This is a genomic window from Zobellia roscoffensis (assembly GCF_015330165.1).
Classification (GTDB): Bacteria; Bacteroidota; Bacteroidia; order Flavobacteriales; family Flavobacteriaceae; genus Zobellia; species Zobellia roscoffensis.
On sequence record NZ_JADDXT010000002.1, the window covers coordinates 848,450 to 866,808 of the forward strand.

The following is an 18,359-nucleotide window of genomic DNA, read 5'->3' on the forward strand; positions in this document are numbered from 1 at the left end:
ATGATCGAAAAAACATTCAGATGTAATTATATTTTGCTTCTTTTAATACTGTTTGCTTTTACATTTTCTGCAAATGCTCAATCTGATTTAATAGAAAATCCTGCGGCTACGCCTGTACAACGTGATGGGGACTGGTGGAACAACAGGCACAAGACCATCGTAGACAGACTTGATTCTAATCCTGAATTGATATTAGTTGGAAACTCCATTTTTCACACCTTGGAAGAAGAAGATCGCAAAGAAGTTTGGACTAAATACCTAGACCGATACCGTACTGTAGACATGGGTATAAGCGGTGACCGAACCGAGAATGTTATCTGGCGTATTGAAAATGGAACCTTAGAAGGTATAAATCCAAAAGTAGCCGTGGTTTTAATAGGAACCAACAATACAGATGGAAACCATTATTTGAACATAAGTACACCTGAAGAACTAGCCAATGGCATCTACAAAATATGTGCCCTACTGAACCAAAAACTTCCTGATACCGAGATTCTGCTTATGGGTATTCTTCCGTATGGCTATAATCCCAATCACAGAGATAACATTAACAAAGCAACAAATAAACTGATTGCTTCCTTTCCAAAAAAGAATCCAAAAATTCACTACATCAACATCGGCTCTAAATACGTTGATGAAAATGGGAAAATCAAAAAAGAACTCATGCCTGATTACCTGCATCCCAATGCAGAAGGACATCTCTTAATGTTCGAGGCGCTCGATGCCGATATTCAAAAGTTAATGAAACAGTAAACGATTTAAAGCTCAACTTTTTACAGAACCAATACCAAATGAAACTCAATTATCTTCTTATAGCCCTTGTCTTTCTATACCTCTCGCCAATATGCGCGCAGAAAACACCAGAACCTAAAACGAAAAAAAAGAAAGCCAGTGAAATGGTCATAGAAAGAGAACGACCTGCTGAATGGAGGAATCTTGTTTTAGGCGGCCGTTTTATGGACCGCTTTCTACCCATGCCCAATTTAGGTGGTATGACCTCAGATACTTGGGGGGCACCCGGTGTAATCCCTAGAGATATCAACAATGGGATGGAGAGTCCCCTTTGGTCTTATTGGGGCGGAAATACCCTATTGGAGCAAGAAGATGGCAAGTATCATCTCTTTGTCTGCCGATGGCTCGAAAATGCGGAAAAAGGCCATATGGCTTATCATGACAGCCGGGTTGTTCATGGGGTTTCAAAATCTCCTTTCGGACCTTTCAGAATTGCCGGAGAAGTTGGTCATGGACACAACCCTACTTGGTATAAAACGAAGAAAGGCAGATACGTTCTTTATGTCATTGACAAGTATTATGTTGCGCAACATATTAATGGTCCATGGAAAGAAGGGCAATTTGAGTTTGACAAGCGAGATAGAGAAACCTCTAGCGCCCATAATTTTATGCACAACTGCACTTTCGCTCAACGTGAAGACGGCACATTTTTAATGGTGAATAGGCATGGGTATTCATGGTTTAGTAAAGATGGTCTCACCACATGGAATATGGTTGGGGAGAAATCCGGGTATCCACCAGTAGAAGGCAAATACGAAGACCCTGTTATTTGGAAAGACAACGTACAATACCACATGATCGTAAACGATTGGCTGGGCAGAATTGCTTGGTACTTGCGTTCAAAAGATGGTGTAGATTGGAAGGTAGAACCGGGTGAAGCTTATGTACCGGGAATCTCAATTCATGAAAACGGCAAAAAAGAAGACTGGCACAAATATGAACGTATCCGAATGCTACAAGATGAAAAAGGGCGAGCTATTGCCGCCAACTTTGCCGTTATTGACACTTTGAAATATGAAGACCTTCCCAATGACAACCACAGTTCCAAACTAATTGTCGTTCCATTGATAAAGGATAAGTTACTAACCCTCTTGAACGAGAATAAAATCTCTCCAAAAACAAAAGAGATTCGAGTAAAAATAGAAGCTGAAAGCGATTTTAATCCACAAACAGATATAGACTTAAACTCATTACGTTTTGGGGCTTCAGAAAAAGTAAACTTCGGAAATGGAAGTAAAATAACACGAACCGAAAAACTGGGCAAAGACCTCATTCTCATTTTCAATGGAAAAGGCAATGGGCTCACGGAAGACAACTTTGTCGGAAAACTAATTGGTAAAGACAAAAACGGAAAATTACTTTTTGGATACACCCGTTTGCCGGAAGTTGAATACGTCCAACCCATCCTCTCCGCCAGAGCTCCAACCTTTACAAAAACATCAAAAGGTTATACCGTTGAAGTGAAAGTAGAGAACTTTGGTCAAGTTGCCTCTACGGAGACGGAAATCAATATTACCCTACTAGAGAATGGGAAAGAGAAGAATTTGGCATCGGGAAAGGTTCGGCCTTTAAAACCGTTTCAAGAAACTATAGTGTCACTTCCTTGTAAAATCAAACTACAAAAAGGGAAAAGCTATACTATAAAAAGTAGCATTTCTCTAAAAGGAAGCCAACCCGTAAACTTTACCAAAACCATTACCCTACAAGAATAATCTCAACATGAGCAACAGAAGGAATTTTATAAAAAAGGCAGGTATGGGCGCCGCCCTAGCAGGAGTTTCAGGTCCGTTAGCATTACATGCCGCTTCCTCTCATTTTGAGGTTTCCAATAAAAAGGGCAAAAATGAAGGTGAACAAATAAAAATAAAAGTTACCAAACCCCTATTTTGCCCGTATCATAGTATTGGCGATGGAGCACAAAAAGGTGGTGATGCCTATTACTTTCAAAGTGATGCTTTTTCCCATAATCCATTTACTATTCCGGCCAGTGGCATGAGCGGTTCGCCCGTAATTCGTGATGCTGCAGGTAAATTCGTTGGCTTTATGACCACCTTTGGTTATGAAGATTCTACTTTTAGTTTTGACGGAAAAGAAACCCTAACCATATACGTTCCCGATGGTCAGGAAGTTTTTGTGGATGAAGGCGGAGATGGTGAAAAAGCCTGGAAGACCTACAACATCAAAATGATGGAACGGCTAAATATTGAGCCTTATAAAGTTTATCCTCATTTTTGGGCAGATGTGGAATATTGTACTTGGGTAGAACAGAAAATACAATCTAATGTTCCCAAAGGACATTTCAATATATTAAACCACGATTTTGTAGCGAAGTACTTAGATAAAATAGTTGAATACGGCTATCCTAAGGGAAAAATGACATTAGACCATGGTTGGGGACAATTTCCTGATGGCTCTCTAAATTCCGGTTATGGTTCCTGGAGTCCAGACCCCAAGAAATTTCCCGATTTCCATAAGACTATGGACCTTATTAATGAGAAAGGATTTACTCCAGGATTGTGGATTGGCTTCCCTAAAATTCATGCTGCTAGTACGGCAGCACAGAACAATCCTAATTTATTGGGTGCCTTCAGGGCCGAGGGCAAAACCGAATACGATAAAGGTGTACGCTGGCTGAACCCAAAATCCGATATTTTTGAATATGCCTCAGAAACCATCTATCGTTTTCATCAAATGGGGGTCCGAAAGTTTAAGATTGACATGTCATACAACACAAAATCAGACATGTTACACATACACAAAGAACTTTATAAAGCTGCAAAAGGGATTGACGAAACCATTGAAATGGAATTTCATGTGCCGGATATTTTCTTCACCAAGTTTACCGATGTTACCCGAACCAATGATGTTTGGCTCAATGATAAGTACGATTGGCCTGCCCGTGTAAAAACACATTATGAAATCTCATATAAATCTTCTCCGGGACGTGGTATCAATCTTGACCATATTGGTGGAAATGCCGAAAAAGACATTACAGAAGAAAAATACCTACAACACCTAGAAATGTTTAAATCTAAAATTGGCTATCCTTTGGTTTCAGTTCTACCACATCACATCAGTCAAAAATGTGTTGATGAAACAGGTGATTATTTATGGGATTATGAAAAAGGATCAAGAAATATCATTTCTGATTTTTACTAGTAAGCCCTGTAAAAGGCTAGTGATTTACAGAGAGAGACAAGAGATACACAGGTAAATACATCTTTTTAAGCTTTTTAAACTTCATTTGATGGTAGATTAAATAGCGGTTTCTATGATTCACTGGTTTAAAAAAATTCGATTTTCTTTTTTACTCATTTTCCTTTTTGCACTCTCATCTTGTGGTGGGAGTACCAAAAAAGAAAAAGTAGAAACTGTAGATAACCGTCCAAACGTTTTATGGATAACCATTGAAGACTGGAGTCCGGACTTATCCTGTTACGGCACAAAGGGTATCCACACACCTAATGTAGACCAATTGGCCGCAGAAGGTATTCGCTATAACAAGGCATTTACAACCTCACCGGTCTGCTCTACATCACGTTCAGCAATGATGACCGGTTTTCACCAAAACTATATTCGTGCCAACCAACATCGCGAACACAATAAACAGCCATTACCTCATGGTATAAAACCCATTCCTAAACTGTTTGAAGAGGCTGGCTATTTCACCACGTTAATGAGCTGGAAGACAGATATGAACTTTCTTCCTGACACCAAAGAAGAGCTTTTCATGAATACCAATGATTGGACGGACCGCAAGCCTGGCCAACCATTCTTTGCTAGAATTACCTTTGGAGGCACCCACCGTTCTTGGAACCGTGACCCACAAAGACCTATTGACATAAAAGATGTAGAGCTTCCTCCTTATTATGCAGACACTCCTTTTGTACGTCGTGATTGGGCTAATGGTCTAGAGCAAATGCAATTGGTAGACCGTGAAGTAGGCACCTTGCTAAAACGATTAGAAGACGAGGGATTGGCTAACAATACCATTGTCTTTTTTATTGGCGATCACGGCCGATGCCACATACGAGGTAAACAATTTTTGTACGAAGGCGGTACCCGAATTCCTATGATTATGAGATGGCCAGGGAAAATTGAACCCAAACAAATAAGTGAAGATATGGTCATGTCTATTGATATTGATGCAACCATCCTTGAAGCCGCTGGCATTACCCCTCCGGTTCCACTTCACGGCAAAAACCTTTTAGGGGATGACATTAAAAACCGAAAATACACTTTTGCCGCGCGAGATAAAATGGACGAGACCCATGATGCCATGCGTTCCATTCGTTCTAAAGACTATAAGCTTATTCTGAATTTAATGCCCGAGAGGCCCTATTTGCAATACAACCAGTACAAAGAAAACGCATACCCCGTACTAGCAGAAATGAGCATTATGTACCTAAAAGGAGAACTTAATCCCGCCCAAGCAGCCTTCTTTTCCCCCGTAAAACCTGAAATTGAGCTATATGATCTACGAAATGATACATATGAGGTAGACAATGTAGCAGATAACCCCGAATATAGCTCTGTGAAAAAAGAGCTACTGACCGAACTTCAAAACTGGCGCACCAACGTCATTGAAGATGAAGGTGTGAGTGATGAATTTAGGGCCGTTGGCGTTTTTCCCGATAAAAATCCATTTTCAACAGTGGACGAATGGGTAGCCAAAAACCAAAAAAATTACGATTTCAACCGTATAGGCTGGCCTGCATGGTATCCTACAAAAACGCTTCAAGAATGGCAAAAGGCCCGCAACAAATGGGAACCTTACGTTATGAGAGGAGCTTCTGAAAATATACCTCGTCCTGAAATTGGCATTATCAAAAAGAAGAAAAAATAGAATTAAAGCCAAAATTCAGAATGACAACAAAAATTAAACTTGTACAAAAAGTAGCTATCGCCTTTATATTTTTTACGGGGATAACCGCATTACACGCTCAACTTAAACCGAAAAAATTTCAGCCGGAGTGGGAATCTATCCGAGAAGGCTATGAAATTCCCGAATGGTTCCGCGATGCTAAATTTGGCATCTTCCTTCACTGGGGACCTTATGCCGTACCCGCCTACAGTAGCGAAAAATACCCAAGAGGTATTTATGATAAAAAATGGTCAAAAGGAGGAAAAAAGCCATATACCTATCATCGTGAATATTATGGGGAACCTTCAAAATTCGGGTACAAAGATTTCATCCCTGATTTTAAGGCAGAAAAATTTGATGCGGATGAGTGGGCTACATTATTTAAAAATGCAGGGGCTCGTTATGTAGTGCCAGTTGCAGAGCATCATGACGGGTATGCTATGTACGCCTCCAACCACACCCGCTGGAACGTTAAAGATACAGGACCAAAGAAAGATGTAATGCGCATGTTGTCCGAAGCTGTAAAGAAAAACGATATGAAATTTGGGGTGTCTTCCCATTTTGCGCGCCACCGCGTATATTACCGTAAGGATGACCCTACTTGGGATACCAACGACCCTAGGTTTTATGACCTCTATGGTGAACCAATAGGTAATGACACCTTACCCACCAAAAAATTCCTAAATCTTTGGTGGAACCGTACTACGGATATCATTGACAACTATGAACCCGATTTATTATGGTTCGATTTTGGGTTGGACAAACCTGGATTTGAAGTCGTGCACAAAGAAATACTCGCTTATTATTACAACAAAGGTGAAGAATGGAACAAGGGTGTTGTTTTTCAAGATAAAAACATGAGAAATAAATCTTTTCCGGAAGACCTGATTGTATTGGATATTGAGCGTGGGCGCATGGATGGTATTTACAAATATCCTTGGCAAACGGATACATCTATCGGTAAGATTTCGTGGGGTTATGTCTCCAATGAAGAATACAAAACCTCTAACTACCTTCTAGACGAATTGATAGATATAGTAAGTAAAAACGGCTGTTTGTTACTGAATATCGGCCCTAAAGCCAATGGAACCATACCTGCCGAAGCTAAGAAAATATTGAATGAAATGGGTAATTGGCTAAGCCTGAACGGAGAAGCCATTTATGACACCAGACCTTGGACCATCTTTGGAGAAGGCCCTACCAAAGTAGAAACAGGACATCATTCCGAAAAAAACAATAAAGAATCCGGACCTGAAGACTTTAGGTTTACCACCAAAGACGGAATTCTCTATGCAACGGCTCTGGGTTGGCCTAAAGACGGGAAATTCAATATTAAATCGCTTGCAAAAAATAATCCGAACACATCAAAAAAAATAGCATCTGTAGAATTCATAAGCGGTAAAAACAGTATGAAGTGGAAACAAACTGGCAAAGGACTTTCTATTACCGTTACTGGTATAAAACCTTGCGAGGCCGCTTATGTCTTTCGGATAAAACTGAATTAAAAACAATCCAAACCTATTTTCAAAATATAGAAGATGAGCAAATTTTATTTTAACGAAGAGCAAAGTTCCTATGACGCAATTGTTGTAGGCACAGGAGTCAGCGGAGGCTGGGCTGCCAAAGAACTGTGTGAGAATGGGTTAAAGACCCTTATGCTGGAAAGAGGCAGAATGGTAGAGCACATTAAGGACTATACTACTGCCCATATGGATGATTGGGACTTTAAACATGGTATGGAGCTTTCTATTGAAGAAAAAGCAAAAAGACCCAAACAAAGTAGGACGAATAAAGGAAAAAGTGCAGATTCATACAAGTGGTTCGTAAATGACTTGGACCACCCTTACAATGAGACCAAACCTTTTAATTGGATGCGCGGTTATCATGTTGGTGGCCGTTCCATAACCTGGGGTAGACACAGTTACCGTTGGAGTGAAATTGATTTTGAAGCAAACAAGAATGATGGTCATGGTGTTGATTGGCCTATTCGCTATAAAGATATTGCTCCGTGGTATGATAAAGTAGAAACCTATATTGGAGTTTCTGGTGAAAAAATGGGGCTTAGACAATTGCCTGATGGGCAGTTTCTCCCAATGATGGAATTGAATTGTGTAGAGCAAAAGTTTAGGGATAAAGTTTACGAAAATTTAGATGGACGAGTAGTTACTTCAGGTCGTATAGCCCACATAACAGGTGACAAAGAATTTGAAGGGCGCACCAAATGTCAGTTTAGGAACCGTTGTTCAAGAGGGTGTCCGTTTGGAGGATATTTCAGTAGTAACTCATCTACGTTACCAGCTGCGGAACGAACAGGAAATCTAACCCTAAGGCCTGATTCTATCGTAACCGAAGTAATTTACGACCCCGACACTAAAAAAGCTGCAGGGGTAAAAGTCATAGACCGCTTAACTAAGGAAGAATTTGTATTTAAGGCAAAGGTTATTTTCTTATGTGCATCGGCCATTGCATCGGCTTCTATTCTTATGCAATCAAAATCTGACCGTTTTCCTAATGGGATGGGTAATGATTCTGACCAATTGGGTCGTAACATCATGGACCATCATTTAGGAGCTGGGGCTAATGGAAAATTTGACGGTTTTGATGATAAGTATTACAAGGGAAGAAGGCCTGGCGGTGTGTATATTCCTCGTTTTAAGAATATAGATGCTAAATCTAAGAGCAAGGATTACCTACGTGGTTTTGGATACCAAGGAGGTGCAAGCCGTAAAAACTGGAAAGATTCCGTTGCAGAACTTACGATGGGTGCAGAGCTTAAAGAAGCCATTTTAAAGCCTGGAGGTTGGACCATGGGCGTAGGTGGTTTTGGTGAAATTCTACCTTACCAAGACAATCGTATGACCTTAGACTATGACAATTTAGATGGTTGGGGCCTACCAACGGTAACCTTTGATGCTGAAATACGCGACAACGAATTTAAAATGCGCGAAGACATAGTAGTTCAAGCGGCAGAAATGCTCAAAAAAGCAGGAGCGAGAGACATAAATACCCATAACAGCTCCTATAATATTGGCCACGGTATTCACGAAATGGGAACCGCACGTATGGGTAGAGACCCAAAAACATCAGTGCTTAATGGTCATAACCAAGTGCACGAAGTACCAAATGTATACGTTACTGATGGTGCCTTTATGGCATCATCAAGCTGTGTCAACCCTTCATTGACTTACATGGCTTTTTCTGCAAGAGCAGCCAATCACGCCGCACAAGAACTTAAAAAAGGAAATATATAATGGACAGGAGAAAAGCATTAATGCAGATAGGAATGTCTATGGGCTACGTAGTAGCCGTACCAACATTCATGAGTGTTTTACAAAGTTGTAACGATAGTAAAACCACCACTTGGACACCCCAATTTTTAACTCCGGATGAAGGCGTTGTACTAATTGGCCTAATCGACAGTATTCTTCCAAAAACGGATACCCTTTCAGCATCGGAAGTTAACGTTCATATTTTTTTGGACAGCTTTGCCAACGAAGTGATGCCTCCAAAACAGCAAGACCAATTTAAGGCTACCTTAAACCAACTAGCAGCCAATGCACTAGAAAGCTCCAAAAAAGAGCGGATAAGCGATCTTACTGCTACGGATCTTGCCCCTGAAATGAGAAAAGCATTGACCAATAAAAAAGCAAAAGGTGTACCCTTTGCCAAAAATATTCGTGATTTAACTATATGGGGGTATAAATGTACCGAGTATGTAGGCGAAGAGGTATTGGCCTATGATTCTATTCCAGGTCAATATATTCCATGCGGTGATTTAGATGAATTAACAGGAGGAAAAGCTTGGTCTATTTAAACCAAGCTTTAATCTACAAGAACCTACCAAACAAAGAGAACGAAAATGAAAAGACGCAACTTCATACAAAAAACAGCATTATCTACAGGAGCAATCTCAATGGGTTCAGGGTTATCCTATGCCTCTAATTTAGCTTCATCAAAAGATGCTCATAAATTCAATTTAAAATATGCTCCGCATTTGGGCATGTTTGAAAACCACGCGGGCAAAGACCCTATTGACCAATTGAATTTTATGGCAGACCAAGGCTTTACGGCTTTTGAGGATAATAAAATGCGTACCCGAGATGTAGCGCTACAGGAGAAAATGGCACAAACCATGCAGAAAAGAGGCATTGAAATGGGTGTTTTTGTCGCTGTTTTTTTAAAGGAAGGACATGTAGCTTCCGGCGACCCTGAAAAGCGAAAAGCCTTTTTAAAATACTGTAAAGAATCAGTAGAAGTTGCCAAACGTGTAAATGCGAAGTGGATGACGGTTGTACCGGGAAATGTGGCTGCCAAAGTTAAGGAAGGATACCAAACTGCAAATGTAATTGAAACCTTAAAACAGGCTTCGGCAATTTTTGAACCACACAATCTTACTATGGTGCTCGAACCTTTGAACTTTTTCAATCATCCCGGTGCTTTTTTAACGGATTCTCCACAGGCATATGAAATCTGCAAAGCTGTGGATTCCCCTTCATGTAAAATTCTTTTCGATATATATCATCAACAAATACAGGAAGGCAACCTCATCCCTAATATGAAAGCTTGTTGGGATGAAATAGCCTATATCCAAATTGGAGACAACCCGGGAAGAAATGAACCTACCACGGGAGAAATTAACTATTGGAATGTTCTAAAATTCATAAAGGAGAAAGGTTACAACGGTATTTTAGGCATGGAACACGGCAATTCAAGACCTGATAGGGAAGGTGAACTAGCTGTTATAAATGCGTATAAAAACGTAGATAATTTTAAATAAATTAAGACCTAAGTTTAGAAACTACAAAAAATGCAAAGAAGAAAATTTATCAGCAGATCAATACAAGCCGCAACTTTAGCATCAGTAGCCGGAGTTCCTTTTCATGGTTTTGCAGACACAACGAAATTAGATAAACGCAGTTTTTTTAAAATCTCCTTAGCGGAATGGTCATTTCATAATACACTCCGTGCCGGAAAAATGGATAATCTTGATTTTGCCGCCAAAGCTAGAAGTTTTGAATGCGAAGGTTTGGAATATGTAAATCAGTTTTTCATGGATAAGGCAAAGGATAAGACCTACCTCAAAGAAATGAATAACAGAGCCGATTCTGAAGGGGTAAAGAATGTGTTGATAATGATTGATAGAGAAGGGCAACTGGCAGATGTAGATTCCAAAAAACGTTCGCTAGCCATAGAAAACCATCACAAGTGGATTGATGCTGCTCATTTTCTAGGTTGTCATGCCATTAGAGTGAATTTAGGAGGAGGAATTGAAAAAGGAGAGGCTACAAAAGCTGCCATTGATTCATTACATAAACTTGCGGATTACTCCAAAGATTCCAATATCAATATTCTAGTTGAAAATCATGGCGGTTTCTCTTCTGATGGCGTATGGCTATCTAATGTAATGAAGAATGTAGAACGAGAAAACTGCGGCACATTGCCAGATTTTGGAAACTTTTGTATTGAAAAAAATAAAGAACGCGAATGTGTGAATGAGTATGATAAGTACAAGGGGTTTGCAGAGATTTTACCCTTCGCAAAAGGAGTAAGTGCCAAATCTATTGAGTTTGATAAAATGGGCAACGAAACAACCATTGATTATTTCAAAATGATGAAAATGGTTAAAGATTCAGGATATACCGGCTTCATAGGTATTGAATTTGGTACATCTACTGGCTCAGAAGAAGAGGGAGTTAAATTGACTAGAGACTTACTTATAAAAGCAGGCTCACAAGTTTAACAGAAACGGAATTATCAAGCAGACTAACTACTGACTTCTTTTACCAAAATTTAAGAACAAATGATTTAAACGGAAGAAATCTTTGACGATTGAAAACTCAAGTAATTTTTATAGTTGAAAACTAAAAGATATATCTTTCTTTAAATGAAAGGACTCCCTTCCTAAAACCTACAATTTAACAAAGTCTTTAAGAGGTCAAAAACTATTGATAGCGACCGCATAAAAATAATTTTATAAAAAATTGTAACGCCAAAAGATTTTGTTTCAGCTGTAATAACAAATAAACAAGGGGATTGCGAGATAAAAGCACTCTTTATTCACAAGAACTATATAGACCGAACTTCTGTACGGAGAGATACATTTAATTTACTAAAACATACATTTTACCTTAGCATTAAGATTTTTTTTGTAGTCTTCTTTTGCAAAAATTATGTACATTCATCCCTGATCTTTAATTAACCAACCAATCTCAAAAATGAACATTTAGATCATTTGTTACCCTATTAAAGACATTTCTTATACCCTGAGTATAACTCCAAAACTATATTCGCTTATTAACTCAAAATTCTCAATTTAACTTATGAAACACAAAAAACAATCGACCAAAAAACCTTTCTTGCTGCGGCTAGGGCTTTCCTTTTTAGGACTCCTACTAGCAACGGTACAGCTACATGCCCAAGACGGTACTATTAATGGTACTGTTTCGGATGACACCGGGATGCCTTTGCCCGGTGCAAACGTTTTAGTAAAAGGAACCACAACCGGTACCCAAACAGATTTTGATGGAAATTATACAATTTCTGCCTCTAGTGATGCTATTTTAGTATTTAGCTACATAGGGTTTTCCTCTCAAGAAGTACCTGTTAATAATGAATCTACCATAAATATTTCCCTTGCGGAAGATGCAAGTAAGTTAGACGAAGTGGTAGTAGTTGGTTATGGCCAACAAAAAAGAGTAAACCTTACAGGCTCAGTAACTGCTGTAGACGAAGAGGCTCTGGAAGACAGAAACGTTCAAAATGCGTTTCAAGCACTTCAAGGTCAAGCAGCCGGTCTTCAAATCTCACAGAACAGCGGTGCTCCAGGTAATGAAGGATTGAACATCAAAATACGTGGTCTTAACTCTTTTGGCAGTAACAACTCTCCTTTGGTATTAATTGATGGTGTAGAAGGTAACTTGCAGGATTTAGACCCATCTGTAATTAGCTCTATATCCGTTCTTAAAGATGCTTCCTCTGCCGCCATTTATGGTTCTCGTGCGGCAAATGGTGTTATTTTGGTGACTACCAAAACTGGTGGCAATAACAGTTTTCAAATTCAGTATAATGGTAGTGTATCAACAGAAACCTTCACTAAGGTTCCTCAAATGATATCTAATTCTGCAGATTATATGACCTTAATGAACCAAGCGTTGATAAATACACCTGGTGCTTCTGCAAATCCATATCCGCAAAATTTGATAGATGCTTATAGAAACAATCAAGGTAATCCTGCATTTCCTAATACAGACTGGTTTGATGAGGCGTCTAGAACACCAATTGTACAACGTCATGTTGTAACGGCTAGTGGTGCTATTGAAAGTACTAGCTATAACATTTCTGTGGGTAACTGGGATCAACCAGGTATTATTCGTTCTTCAGGATTTAAGAAGAACAACTTCTTTATGAGTGTAAAATCAGATATAGGCGAAAAGCTTACTGTAGGTGGTACCGTATCCGGTGTTGCCTCTAAAACAAGTGGTCCTCAACAAGCTGGCACAGAATCTGGTTTATTCAACTTATTTAGAGTTAGACCTACTTGGGGTGTTTATACGTTAGATGGCACAGGGCACTATTCCGGTAAAGCTTTCTCTGGTACGGACCCAGAGTTCCCAGGTTTTGATGAAGGGTTTACAAGAAACAACCCTATCGCAGAGCTTGAAGTACAAGACGGTGAAGTTTTAAACCAATATAACTTTAACGGGAACCTGTTTTTTGACGTTAAGCTTTCAGACGATTTGGTTTGGAGTACCAAAGGAGCTTATAAGTTTGATTATGACTACTACAAAAATCAACGTATACAATACGATGAGTATAACTATAGAACAGGCGAATACCTTAGAACTACTCGTGACCAATCTCAATTAACTATTGACAATACATGGAGCAAGCAAACTACGTTGTTCTCCACACTTACGTATTCAAAATTAATTGGCGATCATGACTTTAAAGTTTTAGGTGGGTATAGTCAAGAAGGTTTTGACCGTAACTTCACAAGGTCACAGAGAACAGGTATCCCGAACAGACAAATCACTGATTTAGAAGGTGTAAATTCTGAAAACCAATTTACAACAGGTTTTTCTGAAAGCTGGGCTATTCAGAGTTTCTTTGGTAGAGCCAATTATAACTATAAAGAGAAGTACCTTATTGAAGCTAACGTAAGAGGCGATATTAGCTCTCGTTTTGCCAAAGGTAACAGACTAGGTGTTTTCCCTTCGGTATCTGCTGGGTGGAGATTGGATAAAGAAAATTTCTTTCAAGATATTGATGCTGTAAGCGAATTGAAACTTAGAGGTTCTTGGGGTCAATTAGGTAACCAAAACATTGGCATAGATGTACAGGATGATGAATTAAACTCAGGTATATATCCTTACCAATCTACTTTATCCTTCGATCAGTTTGGCTACCCTTTTGGAAGCAGTGTTCTTGCCGGAGTTGGTCTAAGAAGTTTGGTTGACTCAGATATAACCTGGGAAACTACAACCGTTACTGACTTTGGAGTAGATTTTAATCTTTTCAACAGAAAACTATATGGTTCTGCAGATTACTACGTAAAAGAAACTGTAGATATCTTAAGACAATTACAAGTTGATGAAAGTAGCGGATTAGATGCTCCCGTAGTTAACCAAGGTGCCATGACCAATAAAGGTTGGGACATTGTTATTGGCCATGATAACAGCATAAACGAAGATTTACGTTACAGCATAAACGGAAACGTGTCCTGGTTCAAAAACCGTTTAAAAACTTTTGGGGATCCAGAGATTCAGAACAGATTCACAAATGAGGAAGGCTACGCTTTTCAAGATTGGTATATGTGGGAGTCTGATGGGTATTTCCAAGATGAAGCCGAAATAGCAAGTTCAGCTGTACAACCGCAACCAGGCAAGGTAGGTTTCATTAAATTGAAAGATCAAAACGATGATGGCGTCATTGATGGAGATGACCGTATTCATATAGATGGTAGATACCCTGCTTTTGTATACGGACTTAATCTTTCGGTAAACTACAAAAATCTAGACTTTAGAATGTTCTGGGAAGGTGTAGAAGGAACTAAAAACTATATTGCCCGTGACCCGTTTAGACAAGATGGTGGTACGGACAAAGCATGGTTAACCGAAGCATGGACACCTGAAAACAGAAACTCTAGATTGCCTGCTGTATATTATGAAACTGCTGAAACACGCAGATCTACAGTATACAACAACTCTTTCTGGTTATGGGATACATCTTACCTTAGATTAAGAAATGTTACTTTGGGGTATTCACTGCCTACAGATGTATTGGACAAAACACCGTTCAACAAGTTAAGGTTCTATTTTGCAGCAGAAAACTACCTTACTTTTCAAAAAGACTACCCTATTGATGTAGATCCGGAAGCTAATGGTGTAGATGCCTACCCGTTCAGAAAAACATTAACCCTAGGTGTAAACATGACATTTTAGTCAATCAAAAAATAATATATAATGAAAAAGACAATCATATTATTCGCACTATCCTTTCTGGGGATTTCGATAAGTTCGTGCGAGGACGACTTTTTAGACAAGCAGCCTTCTTCTCAATTGCCTTCCGACACTTTTTGGAAGACTGAGCAGGATGCACAACTGGCATTGACCGGAGTATATAGTAACTTACAACAAAATATGTTGGCTATTCGTGCCGATGGTGGATGGCCTCCAACCATTAAACCAAACTGGGATGCTCTTACAGATGACTGTTACCAAACATTCAACTATGGCTTTAGAGAGCTTATTGATGGTACAGCTTCAGCTACCTCTGGCGGAAACAATGGTGCAATTGCTCAACTTTACAATGTATGTTATAAAGGAATTCAAACATGTAATTTCTTTTTAGCCAACATAGATCAAGTTGAGAACATTGAAGCAGACAAACTAAACGACTGGAAAGCTCAGGCAAGTACTTTACGTGCTTTTTTCTATTACAATTTGGTTACTACTTATGGAGAGGTTCCTCTTAGAATAGAACCAACTACTTTGGAGAATCAGGATTTACCTAAAAACTCTGAATCAGAAATTTTTGCTCAAATTGAAACAGACCTAATATTTGCAACAGCAAATTTATCAGAAGCTCCATACAATGACGGTTATGTAGTAAAAGGTTCCGCTAGTGCATTATTGGCAAGAACATACTTGTACCAAGGTAAATATGCTGAAGCAGCTGTAGCGGCAAAAGCAGTAATGGACGGTGGCAGTTTTTCCCTTTCCACTAATTATGAAGACCTTTTTATTGACGCTGGACAGGCTGATAATCCAGAAATTATATTTTCTACCAAATACTCAAGCGCTCCTGGAGAATTCCAAGACAGAGGTAGTGAAATCATGATTGGCTTTTGGGGAACCCTTAAACCAACTGAAGATTTTGTAAACTCTTTTGAAGCTACCGATGGTTTGCCTATAGATGAGTCTCCACTATATGATGCAAGCAACCCTTTAGAAAATCGTGACCCTAGATTAAGTAAAATCGTACTAGAAGGCGAATGGAATCCAGAAATTGAGCAAAAAACATTGTCTGGTTTTGGATTGTTAAAATGGATTTCTCCTCAAACTAGAGCTTCTTTCGTACAGAATTTTACTGAAGGAACAGATTACATTCACATTCGTTATGCAGATGTTCTTTTGATGTATGCCGAAGGAAAAATTGAATCAGGAAGCATTGACACTTCTGTACTAGACGCTATTAACGCAGTAAGAGCAAGAGCCTATGGCGTAGCGATAGGAGATACTGGTTCGTACCCGGCAATTACCACTACAGACCCAGGCGAACTTCGCGAAGCAGTTCGTAATGAGCGTAGATATGAACTAGGATTTGAAGGTTTGCGATACTTTGATCTTAAACGTTGGGGTATAGCAGAAGAAGTACTTAATGGTTTTTACGATTCTCACGTAGATGCTAACAGGATATTCTTACCTAAACATTACAAATGGCCATTGCCACAAAGTGCAATAGACAAAAATGACGCACTAGAGCAAAACCCAGATTACTAATTGTATTAAAAACATGAGAACAGTAACCTATCTGTTTTTATTAAAATTGTTGAGTTAGTTTTTAAAAAAGCCAGTTGACCTTATTGTCTTCTGGCTTTTTTCATCCCTTTACCATAAATTAATGGTATTTTCAACCTCTATTTGATAGTCCGCTCATGAGATGTTTTAAGAGAAGATTAAATTTGTTCACCACACTTTTTACTTTAGTGGCAATTACCCACACCTATGCTCAAAAACCCAATATTGTCATTATTTATGCAGATGATATGGGGTATGGAGATTTACAATGTCAAAATCCAAATTCAAAAATACCAACACCCAACCTCAACAAATTAGCTTCTGAGGGCATGCGGTTTACGGACGCCCATAGTTCTTCTGGAATTTGCTCACCTAGTAGATATGCTCTTCTCACTGGTACTTATCACTGGCGTAGACAGCACGGCATTGTAAATTCATTTGGACCTCCATTCTTTGATGAATCGGATGTAACACTACCCGAAATACTGAAGAATAACGGTTACGAAACAGCAGCTATTGGGAAATGGCATTTAGGATGGAACTGGAATTTTATAAATAATGACCCATCCGGAGAAAGAACATATTGGAATAAAACACATCAAGTCTATTTAGTTGAGGATATTGATTGGAAAGCACCATTAACAGGAGGACCACTAGACAGAGGATTCGATTATTATTTTGGTGATGGAACTATTAACTTCCCTCCCTATGCTTGGGTTGAAAATGATAAATTTGTTACGGCCCCAAATGATTTCTTTGAATTTAATAAATTTGAAAGAGAGGTAAAAGAAGAAGACTGGGATTCTCGCCCAGGACCTAAAGTAGAAGGCTGGGATCCGTATACCGTATTACCAACATTGACTAAAAAAACAACAGCATGGATTGGCAAACAAAATAAAGAGAAGCCTTTTTTTCTGTATTTGGCACTTCCTTCTCCGCACGCACCGATTATACCTAATGATGAGTTTGATGGAACTTCACAAGCTGGAGGTTATGGTGATTTTATGGTACAAACAGATTGGGTAGCCGGACAGGTATTAGAAGCTTTAAAAACAAATGGATTTGAGGAGAATACTATAGTAATCTTTACTTCAGACAATGGCCCGGAAAAATATGCTTTTGAACGTGCAGAAAAATATGACCATTTTAGCATGGGAGATTTTAGAGGTTTAAAACGTGATGTTTGGGAAGGCGGTCATCATGTACCGTTCATAATCAAATGGCCTGGCAATATTAAAGAGGGTACGGTTTCGGAAGAAGTTATTTCCCAAGTAGATATTATGGCTACCCTAGCCAATATAACTAACACTACTCTACATAACAAAACAGCTCCGGATAGCTACAACCTACTACCACTGATAAAAGGTAAGAAATATAAAACACCACTTCGGGAGGCAACAGTTCACAACACGTACGATGGTATTTGGGGCTTACGAAAAGGGAAATGGCTATATATCAACAAGTCTTCTGGCGAACACTCAAAAATGCCCGACTCTTTTAAAGAACTAAGAGGATACAAAGATTTTGACACGCCTGCCCTACTTTTTGATATGAACAAAGACGTTGAACAAAGAAATAATATTTTTGAAGCACATCCTGAAGTAATAGTAGAAATGGCTTCACTTTTAAAAACCTATAAAGACCAGGGGTATTCCGTAAAACGGTAAATTAGTCCTCCTTTTTAA

Annotated in this window: 12 protein-coding genes; all 12 read left to right on the forward strand. The window is 39.1% G+C overall.

What is annotated here, in order from left to right:
- The 12 genes from IWC72_RS03625 to IWC72_RS03680 all read left to right on the forward strand — a co-directional run bounded on the left by IWC72_RS03625 (position 1) and on the right by IWC72_RS03680 (position 18,341).
- Positions 1-753: a GDSL-type esterase/lipase family protein gene (locus tag IWC72_RS03625; protein WP_194524878.1), complete on the forward strand. Its 753-nt coding sequence runs from the start codon at positions 1-3 to the stop codon at positions 751-753.
- 38 nt (positions 754-791) lie between these two features.
- Positions 792-2,504 carry a glycoside hydrolase family protein gene (locus IWC72_RS03630; protein WP_226979478.1) on the forward strand — a complete coding sequence of 571 codons (1,713 nt, stop codon included), beginning with the start codon at positions 792-794 and terminating at the stop codon, positions 2,502-2,504.
- A gap of 7 nt (positions 2,505-2,511) precedes the next feature.
- Positions 2,512-3,951: a twin-arginine translocation signal domain-containing protein gene (locus IWC72_RS03635; protein ID WP_194528846.1), complete on the forward strand. Its 1,440-nt coding sequence runs from the start codon at positions 2,512-2,514 to the stop codon at positions 3,949-3,951.
- Between the two features lie 112 nt (positions 3,952-4,063).
- A complete protein-coding gene (locus IWC72_RS03640; protein ID WP_194528847.1) occupies positions 4,064-5,638 on the forward strand; it encodes a sulfatase family protein in 1,575 nt (524 codons plus the stop codon).
- Positions 5,639-5,658: 20 nt separating this feature from the next.
- Entirely contained in the window at positions 5,659-7,161 is a 1,503-nt protein-coding gene (locus IWC72_RS03645) for an alpha-L-fucosidase (protein WP_226979479.1), read from the forward strand.
- A gap of 33 nt (positions 7,162-7,194) precedes the next feature.
- Entirely contained in the window at positions 7,195-8,907 is a 1,713-nt protein-coding gene (locus IWC72_RS03650) for a GMC oxidoreductase (protein WP_194528848.1), read from the forward strand.
- Entirely contained in the window at positions 8,907-9,470 is a 564-nt protein-coding gene (locus IWC72_RS03655; RefSeq protein WP_194524882.1) for a gluconate 2-dehydrogenase subunit 3 family protein, read from the forward strand. The genes IWC72_RS03650 and IWC72_RS03655 overlap by 1 nt, the downstream gene beginning before the upstream one ends.
- A gap of 45 nt (positions 9,471-9,515) precedes the next feature.
- Positions 9,516-10,433, forward strand: coding sequence for a hydroxypyruvate isomerase family protein (locus tag IWC72_RS03660; protein ID WP_194528849.1), 918 nt, complete (start codon positions 9,516-9,518; stop codon positions 10,431-10,433).
- Between the two features lie 30 nt (positions 10,434-10,463).
- Positions 10,464-11,396, forward strand: a complete 933-nt coding sequence (locus IWC72_RS03665; protein WP_194528850.1) for a sugar phosphate isomerase/epimerase family protein — start codon at positions 10,464-10,466, stop codon at positions 11,394-11,396.
- 580 nt (positions 11,397-11,976) lie between these two features.
- Entirely contained in the window at positions 11,977-15,096 is a 3,120-nt protein-coding gene (locus tag IWC72_RS03670) for a SusC/RagA family TonB-linked outer membrane protein (RefSeq protein WP_194528851.1), read from the forward strand.
- A 21-nt stretch (positions 15,097-15,117) separates the two neighbouring features.
- Positions 15,118-16,656 (forward strand): RagB/SusD family nutrient uptake outer membrane protein, encoded by a 1,539-nt coding sequence (locus tag IWC72_RS03675; protein WP_194528852.1) that lies wholly within the window; start codon positions 15,118-15,120, stop codon positions 16,654-16,656.
- A gap of 182 nt (positions 16,657-16,838) precedes the next feature.
- On the forward strand, positions 16,839-18,341 hold the full coding sequence (locus IWC72_RS03680; protein WP_226979480.1) for a sulfatase family protein: 1,503 nt from the start codon (positions 16,839-16,841) through the stop codon (positions 18,339-18,341).
- Positions 18,342-18,359 lie beyond the last annotated feature (18 nt).

Excerpts from the sequence above, each read along its gene's own strand:
- IWC72_RS03660 (WP_194528849.1), top strand. The coding sequence starts at position 9,516 with ATGAAAAGACGCAACTTCATACAAAAAACAGCATTATCTACAGGAGCA.
- IWC72_RS03625 (WP_194524878.1), top strand. The coding sequence starts at position 1 with ATGATCGAAAAAACATTCAGATGTAATTATATTTTGCTTCTTTTAATA.
- IWC72_RS03645 (WP_226979479.1), top strand. The coding sequence starts at position 5,659 with ATGACAACAAAAATTAAACTTGTACAAAAAGTAGCTATCGCCTTTATA.
- IWC72_RS03675 (WP_194528852.1), top strand. The coding sequence starts at position 15,118 with ATGAAAAAGACAATCATATTATTCGCACTATCCTTTCTGGGGATTTCG.
- IWC72_RS03630 (WP_226979478.1), top strand. The coding sequence starts at position 792 with ATGAAACTCAATTATCTTCTTATAGCCCTTGTCTTTCTATACCTCTCG.
- IWC72_RS03650 (WP_194528848.1), top strand. The coding sequence starts at position 7,195 with ATGAGCAAATTTTATTTTAACGAAGAGCAAAGTTCCTATGACGCAATT.
- IWC72_RS03670 (WP_194528851.1), top strand. The coding sequence starts at position 11,977 with ATGAAACACAAAAAACAATCGACCAAAAAACCTTTCTTGCTGCGGCTA.
- IWC72_RS03665 (WP_194528850.1), top strand. The coding sequence starts at position 10,464 with ATGCAAAGAAGAAAATTTATCAGCAGATCAATACAAGCCGCAACTTTA.
- IWC72_RS03640 (WP_194528847.1), top strand. The coding sequence starts at position 4,064 with ATGATTCACTGGTTTAAAAAAATTCGATTTTCTTTTTTACTCATTTTC.
- IWC72_RS03655 (WP_194524882.1), top strand. The coding sequence starts at position 8,907 with ATGGACAGGAGAAAAGCATTAATGCAGATAGGAATGTCTATGGGCTAC.
- IWC72_RS03635 (WP_194528846.1), top strand. The coding sequence starts at position 2,512 with ATGAGCAACAGAAGGAATTTTATAAAAAAGGCAGGTATGGGCGCCGCC.